General features: G+C 73.7%; 15 protein-coding genes. 7 read left to right on the top strand and 8 right to left on the bottom strand.

All coding sequences use genetic code 11. The features are described from left to right. Positions 1-159 precede the first annotated feature (159 nt). A complete protein-coding gene (locus ACFXHB_RS23375) occupies positions 160-870 on the bottom strand; it encodes a methyltransferase domain-containing protein (RefSeq protein WP_380576534.1) in 711 nt (236 codons plus the stop codon). 149 nt (positions 871-1,019) lie between these two features. Next, positions 1,020-4,508: a carboxylic acid reductase gene (car, locus tag ACFXHB_RS23370; RefSeq protein ID WP_380576533.1), complete on the bottom strand. Its 3,489-nt coding sequence runs from the start codon at positions 4,506-4,508 to the stop codon at positions 1,020-1,022. Between the two features lie 493 nt (positions 4,509-5,001). Between car and ACFXHB_RS23365 the strand changes: the two genes are divergently transcribed. Continuing rightward, a complete protein-coding gene (locus ACFXHB_RS23365; protein ID WP_380576532.1) occupies positions 5,002-6,405 on the top strand; it encodes an MFS transporter in 1,404 nt (467 codons plus the stop codon). A 178-nt stretch (positions 6,406-6,583) separates the two neighbouring features. Here the strand turns inward: ACFXHB_RS23365 and ACFXHB_RS23360 are convergent, their stop codons facing one another. The 3 genes from ACFXHB_RS23360 to ACFXHB_RS23350 form a co-directional block, all read right to left on the bottom strand. Then, positions 6,584-7,459 (bottom strand): CHAD domain-containing protein, encoded by an 876-nt coding sequence (locus tag ACFXHB_RS23360; RefSeq protein ID WP_380576531.1) that lies wholly within the window; start codon positions 7,457-7,459, stop codon positions 6,584-6,586. 112 nt (positions 7,460-7,571) lie between these two features. Next, positions 7,572-7,958: a hypothetical protein gene (locus ACFXHB_RS23355; protein WP_380576530.1), complete on the bottom strand. Its 387-nt coding sequence runs from the start codon at positions 7,956-7,958 to the stop codon at positions 7,572-7,574. Next, positions 7,955-8,161, bottom strand: coding sequence for a hypothetical protein (locus tag ACFXHB_RS23350; RefSeq protein ID WP_380576529.1), 207 nt, complete (start codon positions 8,159-8,161; stop codon positions 7,955-7,957). The genes ACFXHB_RS23355 and ACFXHB_RS23350 overlap by 4 nt, the downstream gene beginning before the upstream one ends. 745 nt (positions 8,162-8,906) lie before the next feature. Here ACFXHB_RS23350 and ACFXHB_RS23345 point away from each other — a divergent pair. The 3 genes from ACFXHB_RS23345 to ACFXHB_RS23335 all read left to right on the top strand — a co-directional run bounded on the left by ACFXHB_RS23345 (position 8,907) and on the right by ACFXHB_RS23335 (position 11,368). Beyond that, positions 8,907-9,584 (top strand): hypothetical protein, encoded by a 678-nt coding sequence (locus ACFXHB_RS23345; RefSeq protein ID WP_380576528.1) that lies wholly within the window; start codon positions 8,907-8,909, stop codon positions 9,582-9,584. A 229-nt stretch (positions 9,585-9,813) separates the two neighbouring features. After that, positions 9,814-10,641, top strand: coding sequence for a DsbA family protein (locus tag ACFXHB_RS23340; protein WP_380576527.1), 828 nt, complete (start codon positions 9,814-9,816; stop codon positions 10,639-10,641). A gap of 67 nt (positions 10,642-10,708) precedes the next feature. Continuing rightward, entirely contained in the window at positions 10,709-11,368 is a 660-nt protein-coding gene (locus tag ACFXHB_RS23335) for a vitamin K epoxide reductase family protein (RefSeq protein WP_380576526.1), read from the top strand. Positions 11,369-11,408: 40 nt separating this feature from the next. Here ACFXHB_RS23335 and ACFXHB_RS23330 read toward each other — a convergent pair whose 3' ends face one another. From ACFXHB_RS23330 to ACFXHB_RS23320, 3 genes are all read right to left on the bottom strand, one after another. After that, on the bottom strand, positions 11,409-12,491 hold the full coding sequence (locus ACFXHB_RS23330; protein ID WP_380576525.1) for a serine hydrolase domain-containing protein: 1,083 nt from the start codon (positions 12,489-12,491) through the stop codon (positions 11,409-11,411). A 58-nt stretch (positions 12,492-12,549) separates the two neighbouring features. Next, a complete protein-coding gene (locus ACFXHB_RS23325; protein WP_380576583.1) occupies positions 12,550-13,038 on the bottom strand; it encodes a GNAT family N-acetyltransferase in 489 nt (162 codons plus the stop codon). Between the two features lie 75 nt (positions 13,039-13,113). After that, positions 13,114-13,530 (bottom strand): ankyrin repeat domain-containing protein, encoded by a 417-nt coding sequence (locus ACFXHB_RS23320; protein WP_380576524.1) that lies wholly within the window; start codon positions 13,528-13,530, stop codon positions 13,114-13,116. 427 nt (positions 13,531-13,957) lie between these two features. On the opposite strand from ACFXHB_RS23320, the gene ACFXHB_RS23315 reads away from it, so the two are divergent. From ACFXHB_RS23315 to ACFXHB_RS23305, 3 genes are all read left to right on the top strand, one after another. Next, positions 13,958-14,152 (top strand): hypothetical protein, encoded by a 195-nt coding sequence (locus ACFXHB_RS23315; RefSeq protein WP_327674940.1) that lies wholly within the window; start codon positions 13,958-13,960, stop codon positions 14,150-14,152. Between the two features lie 112 nt (positions 14,153-14,264). Beyond that, positions 14,265-15,875, top strand: coding sequence for a hypothetical protein (locus ACFXHB_RS23310; protein WP_380576523.1), 1,611 nt, complete (start codon positions 14,265-14,267; stop codon positions 15,873-15,875). 280 nt (positions 15,876-16,155) lie between these two features. Then, complete coding sequence (locus ACFXHB_RS23305) at positions 16,156-16,530, top strand: RNA polymerase-binding protein RbpA (protein ID WP_030396357.1); 375 nt, start codon at positions 16,156-16,158, stop codon at positions 16,528-16,530. Positions 16,531-16,669: the final 139 nt, after the last annotated feature.

Raw genomic sequence — 16,669 nt, 5'->3', positions numbered from 1 at the left:
GCCCGCGGGCCGGCCGCCCCGCGGCCGGGGGCCGCGGGCCCCGGCGCGGCGCCCCCGCCCCCGCACGCCTCGGCGCCGGGGGGGCCGGGCCCCCGGGGGGGGGCCGGCCCTCCGGGCGACCGGGTGTACGGGGATTCCGCCGCCTCGGACGGCGCGCGGTCAGCGCCCGAGCCGGCGGATCTCGAAGAGCTTGTAGGTGACGTCCGACCCCGCCAGCTGCCGGTCCGCGCTGCCCAGCAGCGTCAGCGAGGTGCCGGTGTCGGCGGCGAGTTGGGCCTGCCGGCCGGCGTCGCCGAAGCTGTTGAAGGTCACCAGGGCCCGGCCGCCGGGCAGCAGCCGGTCGTGCACCTGGGCGAGGTAGCGGCCGAGGGCGCTGTACCCGCGGTCGAAGATCGCCCACTCGACGTCCTGGGTGAACTCGAAGTCCGTGGGCGCCTCGAAGACGCTGCAGTTCCAGAAGACGGTGTCGAAGCGGTCCTCGGGGTCGAGCGCGTCGAACACGTCGCTGCGCAGCACCCGCACCCGGTCGCCGACACCGTGCCGTTCGGCGTTGCGGGCCGCACTGTCGACCGCGGTGTCGGTGATGTCGGTGGCGGTCACCCGGGCACAGCCGTGCAGGGCCGCCCAGACCGCGGTGACGCCGGCCCCGCAGCCGATCTCCAGGAAGCTGCCGCCCTCGGGGTAGGGGATGGCGCCGGTGTACCACTCGGTGCCGGTACCCTGCCGCGGCTCATAGGTGCCGGGGATCAAGTCCCATTCCAGGCCGAGCAGTTCGAACGTGGTGGGCTCGGTCCCGTCGGTGCCCAGCTGCTCGACGAGACGGCGTCCGAGGTCGTAGCGCTCCTCGAACTTCTCGGATGTCTGCTCCATGGTTCTCTTCTCCAGGTGTCGATGTCCGATGAGCATGGTTCGTTGCTGCGCCCGGGCCCGTCCGGCTCCGGACGGGCCCGGGGCGCGGGGCGCGGGGGCGGCACGGCGGTGTCGCACGGCCGCCGCCGGCCGCCCCCGCTACCGCGGACTCACCAGCCGAGGCGCTCGCCGAGCAGCTTCAGGTCGGCGGCGTACTTGGCGATGAAGGCCGACGACAGCCGCGGGATGTCCCGCGCCGGCCCGATCCCGGCCTCCCGGACGGCGGCCCGGAACCGGTCGGAGGGGATGACCGAGCCGGGCACCGCGTCCTCCGGCTGCCGGAACGCGTGGACGAGCGGCAGCGCCGAGTGCTGGCGCTGCCCCTCGGGCAGGGCCCGCAGCGCGGCCTCGAACCGGACGAACCAGTCGTCGTAGTCGGCGACCCGCTCGATCCGGTGCCCCGCCTCGGCCAGCCAGTCCACGAAGCTGTCGAGGGAGATCCCGTCGTCGTTGGGGTTGACCAGGCTGAAGGTCCGGTAGCCCTCGGCGCTCAGTCCGCCCAGGGTCACGACGGCGGCGGCGGTGAAGTCCACCGGCAGCCCGTCGTAGTGCGCCCGCCGACGGCGGCCCCCGTCGTCGGTGCGGTAGAACGAGTGCGGCGCGATGCCGGTGGCGATGACGCTGAGCAGCAGCCGGGTGAACTGGTCCGGGACGTTCAGCTGCCCGGCGTAGCGGCTGTGCGCGAGGATCATGTTGGACCGGAACGTGGTGACCGGGAGCCCGCACCGCTCGTGCGCCTCGCGGAGCAGCACCTCGCCGGCCCACTTGCTCGTCGCGTACCCGCCGGCGTAGCCCTCGTCGGTCTGCTGGACGGGCAGGGCGGTCCGGACGTCGGAGTCCTCGTCCAGGGCCTGACCGGCCCGGGAGGTGGCGACGGCCACGCTGGAGATGTAGGTGAAGGGCTTGATCCGGCCGGTGAGCCCCAGTCGGATCAGCTCGGCCGTCCCGACCACGTTGGCCTCGAACAGGTGGTTGTACGGGAGGACGTGGTTCACCAGGGCGCCGGCGTGGACGATCACGTCCACCTCGTCGGACAGCCGCTTCCAGGTCGTGTCGTCCAGGCCCAGCCGCGGCTCCGCGATGTCACCCGCCAGGACTTCCAGGTGCCCGTCGGCGAGCTCCCGGTAGCGGCGCACCAGTTCCTCGTCCCCGCTGACGAAGGACTCGTCGAGGCGCGCGCGGGCCGCCTCCGCGTCCCGTCCGCGGACGACGCAGATCAGCGTCCCGCCGAGCGGGGCCAGCCGCTCCAGCCACTCCAGGCAGAGGAAGTGGCCGAGGTAGCCGCTCGCGCCGGTCAGCAGCACGGTCCGGGGTTCGCCGGCCGGCCGTGCCAGGGTCCGGGCGTCGGCGATCGTCCGGGTGTCGAGGAACTTGTCCAGCGTCAGGTCCTTGGCGTGCACCGTGGCACCGTCCTCGCCGTGCACCGAGGCGAAGGTGGTGCCCTGCGGGCCGGTGGCGCGCTTGGTCTCGATGTAACCGGCCAGCTGCTGGAGGTCGTAGGCCGGGCTGATCACGGTGTCGACGGGGACGCGCACGCCGAAGATGTCGTGGAGCAGGTTGGAGAAGGAGACGGCGGTCAGCGAGTCCCCGCCGACGTCCCGGAAGTGCGCGGCGGGGCCGACCTCGACGGCGGAGCCCGCGAGCAGCGCCCGGGTGGCCCGCTGGACGGTCTCCAGCACCGGCCGGTCGGCGCCCGTACGGCGCAGTTCCAGCAGTTCCCGGCTCTCCCGGGCGGAGATGTCGGCGTACAGCTCCTCCAGCTGCCTGCCGTACCGCTCCTGGAGCCGGGGGCGCAGCAGCTTGCGGTGGTCCGAGAGCAGACCGTTCGCCTGGCCGAAGGGCTCGGTCTCGATCAGGACGTCGCGCGGGATCTCGTAGGAGTTCAGCCCGGCGTCCCTGGCGATCTGCTGAAACGATTCGCTCAGCAGTTGGCGGAGGTGTTCCGGCGCGTCGCCGAACTGTTCGAGGGCGGCCGGTGTGGGCACCACCACGGCCAGCAGATAGGACCGCTCGCTGTTGCCGTAGACGAAGATCTGCCGGACCAACGGGCCGGCCGCGAACTCGGACTCCAGTCGCGCGGTGGCCACGAACTCGCCCTGGGAGAGCTTCAGCACGCTCTTGCGGCGGTCCAGGATGGTGAAGCGGTCCGGCCCGAGCTCCGCGACGATGTCGCCCGTCCGGTAGAAGCCGTCCTCGTCGATGATCTCCGCCGACAGCTCGGGCTGCTTGTAGTACCCGGGCACGATCGCTTCGGACTTGAGCAGCAACTCCCCCCGCGGGTGGGGCGAGTCGGTCCGGTAGTAGCCGAGTTCGGGTACGTCGACCAGCTTGTAGTCGATCACCGGCGGGCGGAGCAGCTTGTCGTCGACCGAGACGGCGGCGGCCTCGGTGGAGCCGTAGATGATGGTCAACTCGAAGCCCAGCAGCGCCTCGACGAACACCCGCAGTTCGGCGGAGAGCGGGGCGGAGCCGCAACTGGCCCACTCCAGCCGGCCGCCCAGGAGCTTCTCCCGCATCTCGGTCAGGACGTCCGCCTCGACCGTCCGCCGGTCGGCGCCGGCCAGCACCCGCCGGTCGAGTTCGCTCTGGTACTTCTGGTAGAGCATTTCGCAGACCCGTGGCACCAGCGACAGTTCGGTGGGCCGGACCAGCGCGATGTCCTCGAAGAAGGTCGACATGTCGCTGCTCGCCGTGAAGTAACTGATCCCGCTGCGGGCAAGGGTGTTCTTCAGCGACGAGTGTCCGGCGACATGGCTCATCGGCATGTAGTTGATATTGATCGCGAGAATGTCGGAGAACAGCTTCGACCAGGCGCCGCCCCACATCGCGCTCAGCAGCCGGTCGGTGTACATCGCGCCCTTGGGCGTCCCGGTGCTGCCCGAGGTGTAGATGAGCATGGCCAGTGGGTCGTCGTCGTCCTCGGGTACGAACAACGGCGCCTCGGGCAGCGCGGACCCGCGGCCGACGACCTCCGCCAGGGTGTCGACGGCCACCTCGCGGCCGGCCTGCGCGAGGCGCTCCCGGGCCGCGGTGAACTTCTCGAACTGGTCGCTGACTTCGGGGTGGTAGTCGAAGACGACCAGCCGGCGGGCCGAGGAGTTCGCCAGCAGCAGGTCGACCGCGACGTGCAGCCGCTCGATGCTGGCCGCGACGACGAAGGGCTCGGTCTCCTCGACGATCGAGGCGAGTTGCGGGAGCGGGGCGCTGGTCTGCAACGGGACGCTGACCACGCCGAGGTAGTTGCAGGCCAGGTCGACCACCGCGTAGTCGCCGCTGGCGAAGCCGAGGAGGGCGATCCGTTCGCCCGGCGTCACGGGATGATCCGGGTGGCGGTGCCATTCCGCGGCCACCGCGCGGACCCGCCCCCAGAGTTCGCTGTAGCTGGTCGTTTCGTAGTGCGTCAGGAGGCGGAGCGAAACGCGGCCGGTGTCGGCGTCCCGCACGAACTCCTTCGCGCGTTCGCCGATTGCGGGGCGATCCGTGTGGCGCCGCATGACATTTGCTAACGTTTGCGCAAGCCGCATTCTGGGTCTCCGCATCGCATCGCTGGCAGACTGTTGTGGCTGGAATTCGAAGGACCGGTGCTCGTCGGCCTGCACGCCGACGACGGCACACTCTTCTTCCGGACGATCCGTCCGTCGCTCCGAGTTCGTGCCCCGATGCTAACCAGAGCCGAACCGGGTTCCTGAACAAACGAACGACGATCTGTCAGGTCGGCCGTTTGCCGGCCGCCGCACGACGAGTTCTCCCGGGCGGGCGCAAAGTCCTTCGCCTGCGGTCTTGTTGCCGACCGGGCGGTGCCGACGGGAGCGGCCCGACGGGACGGCGGCGCCCCGGCCCCGGTGGGTGCGGAGCGGCCGAACGACGCCTCCCCCGACCGGCCGACCCGGCCCGGAGAGCGGTAGTTGACACGCTTGCCGTGTTCGCCTTGCGAAGGTCTGGTTACTTAGGGCAGCATCAAGCTTATGCAATATAGCGCGCACACAATTATCGCGGACGCGGGTTGAGCGCGCTCAAGATCATTCTAATGGGAGGGACGTGCCCATGTCAGGCAGCTCGGCTCCGAGTGAACACCGGACGGGAGGCGACGCCTTGGCGACATCCGAGGCAACGCCCGAGACGGCGGTACCCGAGGTCCAGCAGGACTCCCTGCGCTGGTCGGCACGGTTATGGGTGTCGCTGCTGATCTTCAGCGGCGTGATCCTGCTCGACGGGCTCGACGTCTCGATGATCGTGGTGACGATCCCTGAGATCCAGAACGAGCTCGGGATGACCGCGGCCACCGCACAGTGGCTGGTCGGCGCCTACATCCTGGCCTTCGGCAGCTTCCTGCTGCTGGGCGGGCGGGTCGCCGACCTGTTCGGCCGGCGGCGGGTGCTGGTGATCGCCATGGCGGCCTTCGCGGTCGTCTCGCTGTTCGGCGCGCTCGCCGACAGCTCGATGCTGCTGATCGTCTCCCGCTTCGTCAAGGGCATGGCGGCCGGCTTCGCGGCCCCGGCCGCGATGTCGCTGCTGACCACGACGTTCCCCGAAGGCCCCCAGCGCAACAAGGCGTTCGGCATCTTCAACGTCTTCGAGGCCTCCGGCTACTCCTCCGGCCTGCTGGTCGGCGGCATGCTCGCCGCACTGAACTGGCGATCCATCTTCATCCTGCCGATCCCGCTCTCCATCCTGCTGCTCATCGGCGCGCTGCGCTTCCTGCCGCCGGACCCGCCGCGCACCGAGCGGCCGCGCCTCGACATCGGGGGCGCCGCGACCCTGCTCACCGGCACGCTGCTGCTGGTCTTCACCGTGACCTCCGCCCCCGAGGCCGGCTGGAGCTCGCTGCGGACGATCGGCGGATTCGCCCTCGCCGCCGCCCTGCTGGCCGCGTTCCTGGTCATCGAGCGCAGCGTGAAGGACCCGCTGATCCGGCTCGACATCTTCCGCAACCGCAGCCTGGTGAGCGCCAACATCAGCATCGCGCTGCTGTACGGCGGCGCGATGGGCTTCCAGTTCCTGCTCGCGCTCTACCTGCAGGACCTCCAGGGCTGGAAGCCGTGGCAGATGGCCCTGGTACTGCTGCCGGCCGGCCTCATGGTGGTCATCATCGGCCCCAAGCTCGGCGCCCTGATGGAGCGGTTCGGCGTGACCAAGGTGCTGATGGTCGGGCTGGTGGCCTTCCTCCCCTGCTACCTGCTGATGCTCTTCATCGGCCCCGAGCCGGACCTCTGGCGGATCCTGCTGCCCGCGTCGGTGCTGTGGGGCGTGGGCTTCGCGCTCAGCATCGCGACCCTGATGGTGGCCGGCACCAACGGGATCGCGGACGAGGAGCAGGGGCTCGCGGCCGGTCTGCTCAACAGCTCGCTGCAGGTCGGCGGCGCGTTCGGCCTCGCCGTCGTCACCGCGGTCATCATGCCGGGCACCGAGCTGTCCATGTTCTACCCCGGCCTCGCCGTCATCCTGGGCTTCGCCGTCCTCACGCTCATGGCGCAGTTGACGCATCGTCAGAAATGACGGCGGCGGACCGCCCGGCGCCGTGGGACCGGATCCCCGGTGACCGCCGCGCCGGGCGGTCCGGCCCCTACCGGTCGTCCGGCCGGTTCCCACCGGACGGACGACCGGTTTGCCGCACCGGGCCACCGCACCGGGCCACCGCACCGGGCCACCGCACCGGCCGTCCCCCGAGCCGTGATCAGGTGAAGCGGGCCAGCTCACGGCCGGACGCCCGCGCCCACACCGCCGGGAGCTCCGCCCGCGCCGCCCCGGCGGCCGCCAGCTCCAGCCCGTACAACACGCCGTACCCGAACTCCTCGCCGGAGCCCGCCGCCCGCTCCCGCACCGCCACCGCCGCCACCACCGCGTCCTGGTGCTCCCCGAGCACCTCCTGGACGGCCTTCATCCGCTCGACGTACCGCCGCGCCGCCCGACCCGCCACCGGCCCGGCCGTCTCCCCCGCGTAGCGGGCCCGCTTGGCCGCCTTCCGGGCCTCGTGCAGCGCCGCCGCCCGCCCCGGACCGGCGGCCGTCGCCGACCGGATCCGCTCCGCCGTCCGCCGCTGCTCCCGGGCCGCCACCCGGGCCAGTTCCGGCACGGCGGCCCGCCCGGCCCGCCCGCGCAGCGGCGGAGCGGCGAGCAGCGCGGCCAGGCCGTCCGCCAGGGCCCGCCGGCGTGGGCTGTCCAGCGCCGCGACGACCTCCGGCCGGACCCTGCGGTACTCGGCCCGCGCCCACCGCTCCAGCAGCTGGGCGATCCGCTCCGGCCCGCACGGCTCCGGCAGCTCCCGGGCCCGCGCCGCCAGCCGCTCGCCCAGCACCTCGCGGTCCCGGGCCCGGCCGAGGGCCGCCCCGAGCCAGCGCAGCTCGGCCACCAGCTCGTCGGTCGCACCGGGTGCGAACAGCCGCCGGTACGTCCGCAGCGCGCTGCGCAGCCGCCGGCAGGCGACTCGCATCCGGTGCACGGCGTCCGGCTCGTCCGCCCGCACGGCCTCGTCCAGGCCGGCCAGCACCGCGGCCTGCTCCCCGATCCGGTCGAGCACCACGGCGCCCACGGTGGCGACCTCTGCGGCCATGCGCGTTCACCCCTTCGCCTCGGGGCCTGCGGGACGCCTTCCAGGCTAGCCCGCCGGCCCCGGGCGGGCCCCGCCCCGGCCCGCCCGGGGCCGAGATCCGGCCGGACCGCAATCAGGGCCTCAGTTGGAGCGCCAGCGACATCGTGTACCCGACGAGGGCGGCGAAGAAGCAGACCGCGGTGGCGTGCCGCGCGGTGAACGGCAGCCCGGAGAGCGAGGGGAAGACGAGGACGGCGGCACCGGCGGCCAGGTCCGCGACGTAGAGCCCGCCGGGCGGGACCACACCGGTGGTGCGGGCCGCCCAACCGGTGGCGACCAGGAAACCGGTCAGCAGGACGAACCCGGAGAGCAGTCCGGAGCCGATGCTGGCGAGCGCGGGGTGCGGCTCGGGCGGCTCCTCCCCCTCCGGGAGGGCGGGGCGCAGCCGGTGGGCGACGGCGAGGGCCGTGACGGCGAGCGTCACGGCGGCGGCGGCGCTGAGCAGGGGGCCAGGGTTCACCTGCGGCTCCTGGAGGTCGGATGGTGGCCGAGGACCGCGGCCAGCGCGGCCGGGACCAGGACGGTGAGGATCACGACGGTGGCCCAGACGGCCGGTTCGAGCGCGGGCGGCGGACCGCCGGCCGGGGGCGGTGGCGATGGCGGTGCGCCGACGATCGCGGTCGTCGCGACCGGGCCGGGGGCCGCGGTGATGGCCGGTGACAACGGCCGCGGTGGCGGCGGCTGCGCGGCCGGGGTGACGGCCTGGGCGGACGCGGGGTGCGGAGCGACGGCCGGAACCGGTCCGACGGTCGGGGCCGGTGGCGGCGCGGAGGAGGACGGGTGCGACGGCGCGACGGCCGGCCCGGGTGCCGCGGACCGGGTCGGGGCGGGTGGCCGGGCCGACGGAGCGCCCGGCGGCGGGGGCGCCGACGTCGGCGCGGGCGCGGCCGTGTGCACCGGTACCGGCATCGGACAGTGCGCCGGCGGCGGGTGGACGGACGGCGGCTCAGGAGGGACCGGCGGCACCGGAGGCTCGGGCACCGGCGGTGGCGTGGCCAGCCCGGGAGGCCAGGGCGGCGCGGGAGGCCAAGGCAGCGCGGGAGGCCAAGGCAGCGCGGGAGGCCAAGGCGGCGGCAGCGACACCGGCGGCGACGGCCGGACCGGCCCGTACGTCGCGCCGTGCGCGGGGGCGACCCCGGAGAGGTGCGCTGTGGAGACTGCTGGCGGACGCGGGTGCGCCGAACCGCTGGCATGGTCCATCGGCCGATTGTCGGATCACCTCCGCCTCCGGCGGCAGCCCCTGAGCCCCTTTCGGCCCGCCTCCTCCGCCCAAACCCATCCCGCCGGTGAAGTCACCACCCCCGTAGCGCAAACGAACGACCGATGACGGGCCATCTGTTCGCCGGTCGCCGGTCACCCGCCGACGCACCCTCGTGCGGCGTGTAAGCGTCGTGGCATACTCCGGGGCATGACGACTTCCACCCCCGCGACGAGGGCCCTGCGGGCCGCGGTGTTCACCGCGCTCGCCGTGCCGCTGTCCGCCCTGGGGCAGGTCGTCATCACCGGTCGCCCGCTGCCGCTCGGTCTGGTGGCCGCCGCGACCGCCGTCGTCTTCCTGGTCGCCACCGCGCTGGCCGGCGGGGAACGGCGGCTGCTGCACATCTCGGCCGTGCTGGTCCCGGTCGAACTGCTGCTCAACACGACCTTCAACCTGGGCCAGGCCGGCTGCGGCCCGGTCCTCGGGGCCGGGCACTCGCCCGCACGCGGCATGAACCTGCTGGTCTGCGGCGGCGGCTCGGTGGACGGCTCGCTGTTCTCCGGTCCGCTGGGACACACCGGTCCGGTCGCGCCCGCCGCCACCCAGCTGCTGGTCCTGCTGGTCCACCTGCTGGTCGCGCTGGCCGCCGCCACCTGGCTGAGGCTGGGCGACGCCGCCCTGTCCGGCCTGGCCCGGGCCCTGCGCGTGCTGCGCCAGTCGGTCGCGGCCCCGCTGCGGGCGCTGTTCCTGCTGCTGGCACCGGCGCCGGCCCGGCCGGTGCGGCGGGTGCCGCTGCCGGTCTCGGACCGCCCCCGGCCGCGCCGTGAGGCCGTGGTGCTCAGCCCCGCGCCGCGGCGCGGTCCGCCGGCCTTCGCGCCTGCCTGCTGACTCCCGGCACCGCGCCCGTCCGACCGGCTCCCCGGCCCGTCCGACCGGCACCACGCGCCCGGACACCCCGTCGCCCGGCTCCGCCCGGCGACCGCCGACCGAGCCGCAGGCAGCGCGCCCGACTCCCGCGTTCACCGACCCGAGCCCCTTCGCGCCCGCGGCGCCCAGCGCCGCGCCGAGGCGGGCACCCCGCGCGCATCCGCGCGCCGTGTACAGGAGTTGACCCACCATGGCCCAGCCCACCGAACAGCAGCCCGGCCGCAAGCAGACCCAGCGCGTCAGCGCCCGTGAGCGGATCCAGGAGGCCCAGCAGCGCGAGCGGCTCGCCGCCAAGCGCCGGCAGCGGATCGTCGTCGGCGTCTCGATCGTCGTGGTCCTCGCCCTGGCCGGCGGTACGGCGCTGGCGATCAACGCGGCGGGCGGCGACAACGCGTCCGCCTCGTCCGCCGCCGCCGACCCGACCGCCCTGGTCGTCCCCGCCAACACCACCGGCCCGGACGGCACCGTGATCGTGTACGGCAAGCCGGACGCCGCCCACACCCTGCAGGTGTTCGAGGACTTCCGCTGCCCGGTCTGCAGGACCTTCGAGACCACCAACGGCGACACCGTCCGGAAGCTGGCGGACGACGGCACGGTCAAGGTGGAGTACCACCTGGCCGCGTTCCTCGACAAGAACCTCGGCGGCAAGGGCTCGCGCACCGCGCTCGCCGCGGTCGGCGCGGCGCTCAACGAAGGCGTCGACAAGTTCAAGCAGTTCCACGACGTGCTGTACGCCAACCAGCCGGACGAGCGCGAGGACGGCTTCGGCGACGTCAACCACCTGCTGGACCTGGCCGGCCAGGTGCCCGGTCTGAAGACGGACGCCTTCGTCAAGGCGGTCACCGAGCGCACGTACGGGCCGTGGGCGAAGAAGGTCGCGGACGCCTTCAACGACAGCGGGGTGACGGGCACGCCCACGGTCAAGCTGGACGGCAAGCCGATCACCCTGTTCGCGGGGAAGAACGCGGTGACGCCGGAGCAGTTCACCGCCCAGGTGAAGCAGGCCGCGGGCCTGTAGCGAGCACCACCGGCCCGGCCGACCACCCGGCCGGGCCGGCCCTTCACACCCACCGGAGTGCTCTGCCGTGACCGCCCCGACTGCCGTGAACCCGCCCCGTCCCGCCGCCACCTCCGCCGCCCCGCCGGGCCGTGCGCCGATCGGCGCGGGCCGGGCGTTCGCCCTGTTCCTGTTCCTCGGCGGACTCCTCGGACTGGCCGCCTCGGCCGTCCTGACCTTCGACAAGCTCCGCATCCTGGAGGACCCGTCCTACGTCCCCAGTTGCAACCTCAACCCGGTGATCAGCTGCGGTTCGGTGATGCGCACCGAACAGGCGGAGGTCCTCGGCTTCCCGAACCCGCTGCTCGGCCTGGCCGCCTTCGGCGCCCTGGCGGCGGTCGGCGCCGGGCTGCTGGCCGGCGCCGCCTACCGCCGCTGGTTCTGGCTGGGCCTGCAGGCGGGCACCCTGGCCGGCGTGCTGTTCGTGCACTGGCTGATCGACCAGGCGCTGTACGACATCGGCGCGCTCTGCCCGTACTGCATGGTGGTCTGGGCGACGGTGGTGCCGCTGTTCTGGTACACCACGCTGCACAACCTGCGGTCCGGCGTGATCCCGGTCCGCCCCCGGTGGCGGCCGGTGGTCCGCGAGGCCGCCCGCTACCACTGGGCACCGCCGGTGCTGTGGGCCGCCGTGATCGCGCTGCTGGTCCTGAACCGGTTCTGGTCCTACTGGAGCACCCTCCTCTGAGCCCGCGCGGTGGTGGCCGGCGCGTCCGCGGACGCGCCGGCTACCCGAAGACCGCCCGGCGGAAGGCGTTGCGCAGGTCGGTGAGCGGTTGGATCTCGCGGCCGTAGTGCACCTTGTTGGTGAGCAGCAGCGCCCAGCGGCCGAGCCGGCGCGAGACCCAGATCCCGGTGCCGGTGAAGCCGTAGTGGACGAAGGTTCCCTCGGCGGGGTCGGTGCCGGGGGCACAGAGCCAGGAAAGCCCGCGCGCGGGGGTGAGCCCGCCGGTCTGTTCGCGCAGCGACTCGGCGGTCCAACGCCCGGCCCACGGCAGGGCGGGCGGCGGGTCGAGCAATGCGGTGAGGAAGCGTGCGAGGTCGCGGGCGGTGGAGAAGGCGCCCGCGTTGCCGGAGACTCCGCCGAGCAACCGGGCCGAGGGGTCGTGCACCACCCCGCGCAGGTGGGCCCCGACGGCTTCGTCGTACTCGGTGGGAGCGGTGCGGGCGGTCTGCGCCGCGCCGAGCGGACCGAACCGGGTGTCGGTCATCCCGAGCGGGCGCCAGACCTCCCGCTCGGCCAGCACGTCCAGCGGAGCGCAGGCCAGGTGCTCGACCAGGTCGCCGAGCAGCACGGCCGCCCGGTCGGTGTACTCGACGGCCGTCCCGGGCGGGCGGTGCAGCGGGGCGGCGAGGACGCCGGACCGGATCGACTCCCGGTCCCGCCCGTAGCGCTGCTCGAACTCGGTGCGCAGCGGCATTCCCGCCGTGTGCGTGAGGAGTTGACGAACCGTCACCTCGCCGGTCGGCTGCCCGGCGGCCCGCGGCCAGGACGCGGCGAGCGGGCGGTCGAGCGGCAGCCGGCCGGCCTGCCACAGGACGCCGGCACAGGGCCACAGGGCGATGACCTTGGTGAGGCTGGCGAGGTCGAAGAGCGTGTCGGCCGCCATCTCCAGCCCCTCGTAGGGACCTTGGCCGAGCACCCCGGCAGCGCCGACCCCGACCACGCCCCCGGCGTCACCGACGGCCCAGACACCGCCCGCCCCGACACGACCCAGCCCGGCCGTCATCAGCCGCGCCAACTCCCCGCCGGGGGCGGCGAACCCGGCGGGCGGGCGGGGGGCGGCGGACCGCCCCGGCTGGTCGTCCATGCCTGCCCCCGCCCGCTCGGCCACCGGTCCGCCGGGAGCCTACCCAGCGGGCGCCCGGTCAGACGGCGGGCACGCCGTCGAACTCCTTGCCGAGGCAGATGCTCTGCGGGTGGTCGCGGTAGATGCCGAACTTCTGGATCGGGTCGTACCCCTCGGAGCCGTAGAGCGCGACCGCCTCGGGCTGCTCGGTGCCGGTCTCCAGCACGAACCTGGTCCGACCGGCCTCGACGGCGGTCCGCTCCAGCCGGCGCAGCACCAACCGGGCGAGGCCCCGCCCGCGCGCCCCGGGGACGACGAACATCCGCTTCAGCTCCGCGTCGCCGTCCCGCAGCCCGTGCGGATCGGCCCGCTTGGCCCGCCAGCCACCGCAGGCCACCGGCTCACCGTCGAGGTAGGCGATCAGGAACAGGCCCGCCGGCGGCTCGAAGTCGTCGGGGTGCAGCTGGGTGAGGTCGCCCTCGCCGTAGCGGCGGACGTACTCCTCCTGCACCTCCGCCGAGAGTCGCTGGGCGTCCGGGTGGCCGTAGCCGGTGATCCGGATCTCGATGCTGTCGCCCTTGCTGTCCCGCGTGCCGGCGGTCCCGGTGATGCTCTCCATGGTCGAAAAGCCTACGACCTCGGGTCAGCGGCCCTCGAACCGGGCGACCAGCTCCTCCTTGCCGAACATCCGGGCGGTGTCCACGGCGGACGGCGTACCGGCCGTCGGGTCGGCGCCGCCCTCCAGCAGGGCGGTGAGCACGTCCTCGGCGCCCTTGAACACCGCGCCGGCCAGCGGGGTCTGCCCCCGGTCGTTGGCCCGGTTCGGGTCGGCGCCGCGGGCCACCAGGGCGGTCACGGCGGCGGCGTGGCCGTGGTAGGCGGCGAGCATCAGCAGGGTGTCACCGCGGTCGTTGGTGAGGTTGGCGGGCGCACCGGCGTCGACATAGGCGGCGAGGGTCTCGGTGTCACCGGCCCGGGCCGCGTCGAAGAGCTTCCCGGCGAGCTCGATCACCTCGGTGTCCGGGGCGTCGGCGGGCTGCTGGCTGGCGGCATCGGTCATGGCGGGCCTCTCCTGGGCTCGGTCGCCCCCGGGCCTCGCCCGGGAGCTCGTCGGTGTGTCGGTCGCGCGTACCGCACCGTAGCGGCCCGGTGCGCGGACGATCCAGCGCGCGTCCGGCCCGCGGACGCCGGACGGATCGCGGCATTCCCCCGCACGACACGCGGACGGGAAGGTTTCGCGGCCATTCGAGCGAACTTCCCGGCACCCCCGGAAGCTTCCCGCCCGGCCCCGGGGAATACCTCGCCGCGCCGGTACACCGGGCCGCTCGGCCCCCGTTCCGGGCGGTTCGCATACCCCCACCCGACAAACAGGTGGGTATTGGCCGAGAAAACCACCCATTTGCGCCGTTCCATCATCTATTACTTTTTGTCACGATTAGGGCACATTCCGTGACACTGTCCCTGTCCCCCTCCCCGAGGAGCAGACCGTGATCCTCTCGATTTCCGGCATCGTCCTGTTCGGCACCATCGCCTTTCTCTTCTTCCGCAGGGACGGACTAAAGGTCTCCCACGCCATCGTCTGCGCCCTCCTCGGCTTCTACATCGCCGGTTCCTCGATCGCTCCGAGCATCACCGCGGGCGGCGCCAGCCTGGCCAGCCTGCTCGGCGGCCTGAAGTTCTAGCCCGGCCACTCCCCCGTACGGGCCCGGGCGCGGATCCCACCGCCCCGGGCCCCGTCGTTCACCCGACGCCGTCCCCTCACCCGACCGTCCCACTCGCCCGGGGAGCCAAGTGATGCCGCTCAACCGCCACCTCACCAAGGGCCGCGACCTCGCCCGCACGGCCGGCGACCACGCCTCCGACATGTTCGCGCCGCTGACCGTCATCGGGCGCGGAATGCGCCACCACGTCGCCTGGGCCAAGAGCCGCTGGCAGGCCACCCCGAAGGAGCGGCGCGGGCCGACGGTCTTCCTGGTCGCCGCCATGCTGCTGGGCATCTACCTGCTCCCGCACGGGCTGCTCTTCGCCCTGGTGGCCCTGATGGCCAGCGCCGCCTGGAACGGACGCTCCCCCAAGGCCGCCGCGGCCCCGCCCGAGCCGGACGTCGCCGACGTCAAACTCACCGCCCTGTACGCCGCGCTGACGCCGTACCTGGCCGGGCCCGACGACCTCGCCCCGCTCTACCACCACGAGGGTGCCTACAAGGACGTCTTCGGCGCCTGGGAGTTCGACGGCGAGGGGCGGCTCGCCCGGCTGGAGCTGGTCTACCCGGCCTATTTCACCGACACCGAACCGGCCGCCCGGGCCCGGATCGAGCAGGTCGTCCAGGGCAAGGCCGGCCGCGCCCGGGAGTACCGCTTCGACTGGGACGAGGAGTCCAACCGGCTGCGGATCGCCGCGCTGACCCCGCTGGCCACCGACATCGCCGCCCAGCGCTTCGTGACCACGCCCGGCGAGATCGTGCTGGGCTTCACCGACGAGAACGGCAGCGCCCGCACCATCCCGGTCGGCCAGGGCGGCACCGTCACCCAGCAGCCGCCGGTGGTCTGGCGCACCGGCCCCCGCTCGGGCGAGCCGCACCTGCTGGCACTCGGTGTGACCGGCTACGGCACCTCCAGCCTGATCCGCTCCGTCGCGCTCCAGGCGCTGCCCTTCGGCGACCTGGTGGTGATCGACGGCGCCGGCACCGGCGAGCACGCCTGCCTGGTCAACCGGCCCGGCGTGCACACCGTGGAGACCAGCCTGCACGGCGCGCTGGCCGCGCTGGAGTGGGCCGCCCAGGAGACCGAGCGCCGGCTGACCGCGCTGAACGCCGCCCGGCACGCGGGGACGGCGCCGCCCGAGGACGTCACCCGCCCGCTCTGGCTGCTCCTCGACCACCCGACCGAGCTGAGCGAGCTGGCCCACGCCGAGGACCGGCCGGACCCGCAGGACCTGCTGGAGCTCCCGCTGCGGCACGGCCGGGCCGCCCGGGTCACCGTGGTGATCGCCGACGACATCGAGGCCCGGGACCGGATCACCCCGACCGTCCGGGCCACCACCCGGGCCCGCGTCCTGCTCGGCCCGACCGGCCCCGAGGAGGGCTACGCCGCGCTCGGCGCGCCGCTGGACATCGTGCCCGCCGCGCACGCCCCCGCCGGCCGGGGCTACGCCCGGATCGGCACCGGCGCCCCGGTCCGCCTCCAGGTGCCCGCCACCGTCGACCCGCTGGACGAGGAGGCCCCGGCCCAGCTGCGCGAGGCGGTGATCGCCCTGCTCCCGCACCGCGACACCCGGACCGAGGCGGCCGCACCGGTCGACGTCCCGCCGCGCCCGGCCGGCCCGCCGCCGGCGCCGGCCGAGCCGCCGCGGCCGGTCGACCTCGGCAAGGAGCACCCCGCCCTGCGGTTCCGCCCACTGGCCTGAACGGGGCCGCTCGGGGCGGGGCGACGCACGGCGCCGGAACCCGCCCCGGTAGGCTCGTCGCGGAAAGGCCGACCGATCACCAGATGTGAAATAGGTGACACCTGAGGTGATATCCGCGGCCAGATGTGACAAATCGGGCGCCGATGGGTACAAACAGGGGCGGCACGACAGACGACGCATGTCCCGGGACGGGAATCTTCGTCGGAAGCCGAGCGTTGACCGAACGACGAAGAACAGCGACCACTAGTCCTGTGGGCCATAAGCCCGGGAGGCACGATTCATGAGCGAGCGAGCTCTCCGCGGCACGCGACTCGGGGCCACTAGCTACGAGACCGACCGCGGTATCGATCTGGCTCCCCGCCAGACCGTCGAGTACGCATGTCAGAACGGACACCGATTCGAGGTTCCTTTCTCGGTCGAGGCGGAGATCCCCTCGGCCTGGGAATGCCGCTTCTGCGGCCAGGAAGCGGTACTCCTCGACGGTGACGAGCCTGAGGAGAAGAAGACCAAGCCCACGCGTACCCATTGGGACATGCTGATGGAGCGCCGCACGCGCGAGGAGCTGGAGGAGGTGCTGGCCGAGCGGCTGGCCGTTCTCCGCTCCGGAGGGATGAACCTCGCGGTACACCCGCGGGACACCCGTAAGAGCGCCTGACCCCGCTCCCGCCCCGGCGGGAGCACGCGAAAAGGGACCCTGGCCCCCAGGGTCCCTTTCGCGCTGTCCGGAGGTACCGGCGCGGCCGGCGCCCGAACCGACGGAGCCCGCGGCCGTCCGGGGCATCCCTGCCCCGGAC

Origin of the sequence: Kitasatospora sp. NPDC059327 (assembly GCF_042752535.1) — a bacterium.
Classification (GTDB): Bacteria; Actinomycetota; Actinomycetes; order Streptomycetales; family Streptomycetaceae; genus Kitasatospora.
The sequence above is the reverse complement of the archived record's forward strand: the minus strand, read 5'-3'. Positions and strand labels throughout refer to the sequence as shown.

Excerpts from the sequence above, each read along its gene's own strand:
- ACFXHB_RS23340 (WP_380576527.1), top strand. The coding sequence starts at position 9,814 with ATGGCCCAGCCCACCGAACAGCAGCCCGGCCGCAAGCAGACCCAGCGC.
- ACFXHB_RS23345 (WP_380576528.1), top strand. The coding sequence starts at position 8,907 with ATGACGACTTCCACCCCCGCGACGAGGGCCCTGCGGGCCGCGGTGTTC.
- ACFXHB_RS23320 (WP_380576524.1), bottom strand. The coding sequence starts at position 13,530 with ATGACCGATGCCGCCAGCCAGCAGCCCGCCGACGCCCCGGACACCGAG.
- ACFXHB_RS23330 (WP_380576525.1), bottom strand. The coding sequence starts at position 12,491 with ATGGACGACCAGCCGGGGCGGTCCGCCGCCCCCCGCCCGCCCGCCGGG.
- ACFXHB_RS23310 (WP_380576523.1), top strand. The coding sequence starts at position 14,265 with ATGCCGCTCAACCGCCACCTCACCAAGGGCCGCGACCTCGCCCGCACG.
- ACFXHB_RS23360 (WP_380576531.1), bottom strand. The coding sequence starts at position 7,459 with ATGGCCGCAGAGGTCGCCACCGTGGGCGCCGTGGTGCTCGACCGGATC.
- ACFXHB_RS23375 (WP_380576534.1), bottom strand. The coding sequence starts at position 870 with ATGGAGCAGACATCCGAGAAGTTCGAGGAGCGCTACGACCTCGGACGC.
- ACFXHB_RS23305 (WP_030396357.1), top strand. The coding sequence starts at position 16,156 with ATGAGCGAGCGAGCTCTCCGCGGCACGCGACTCGGGGCCACTAGCTAC.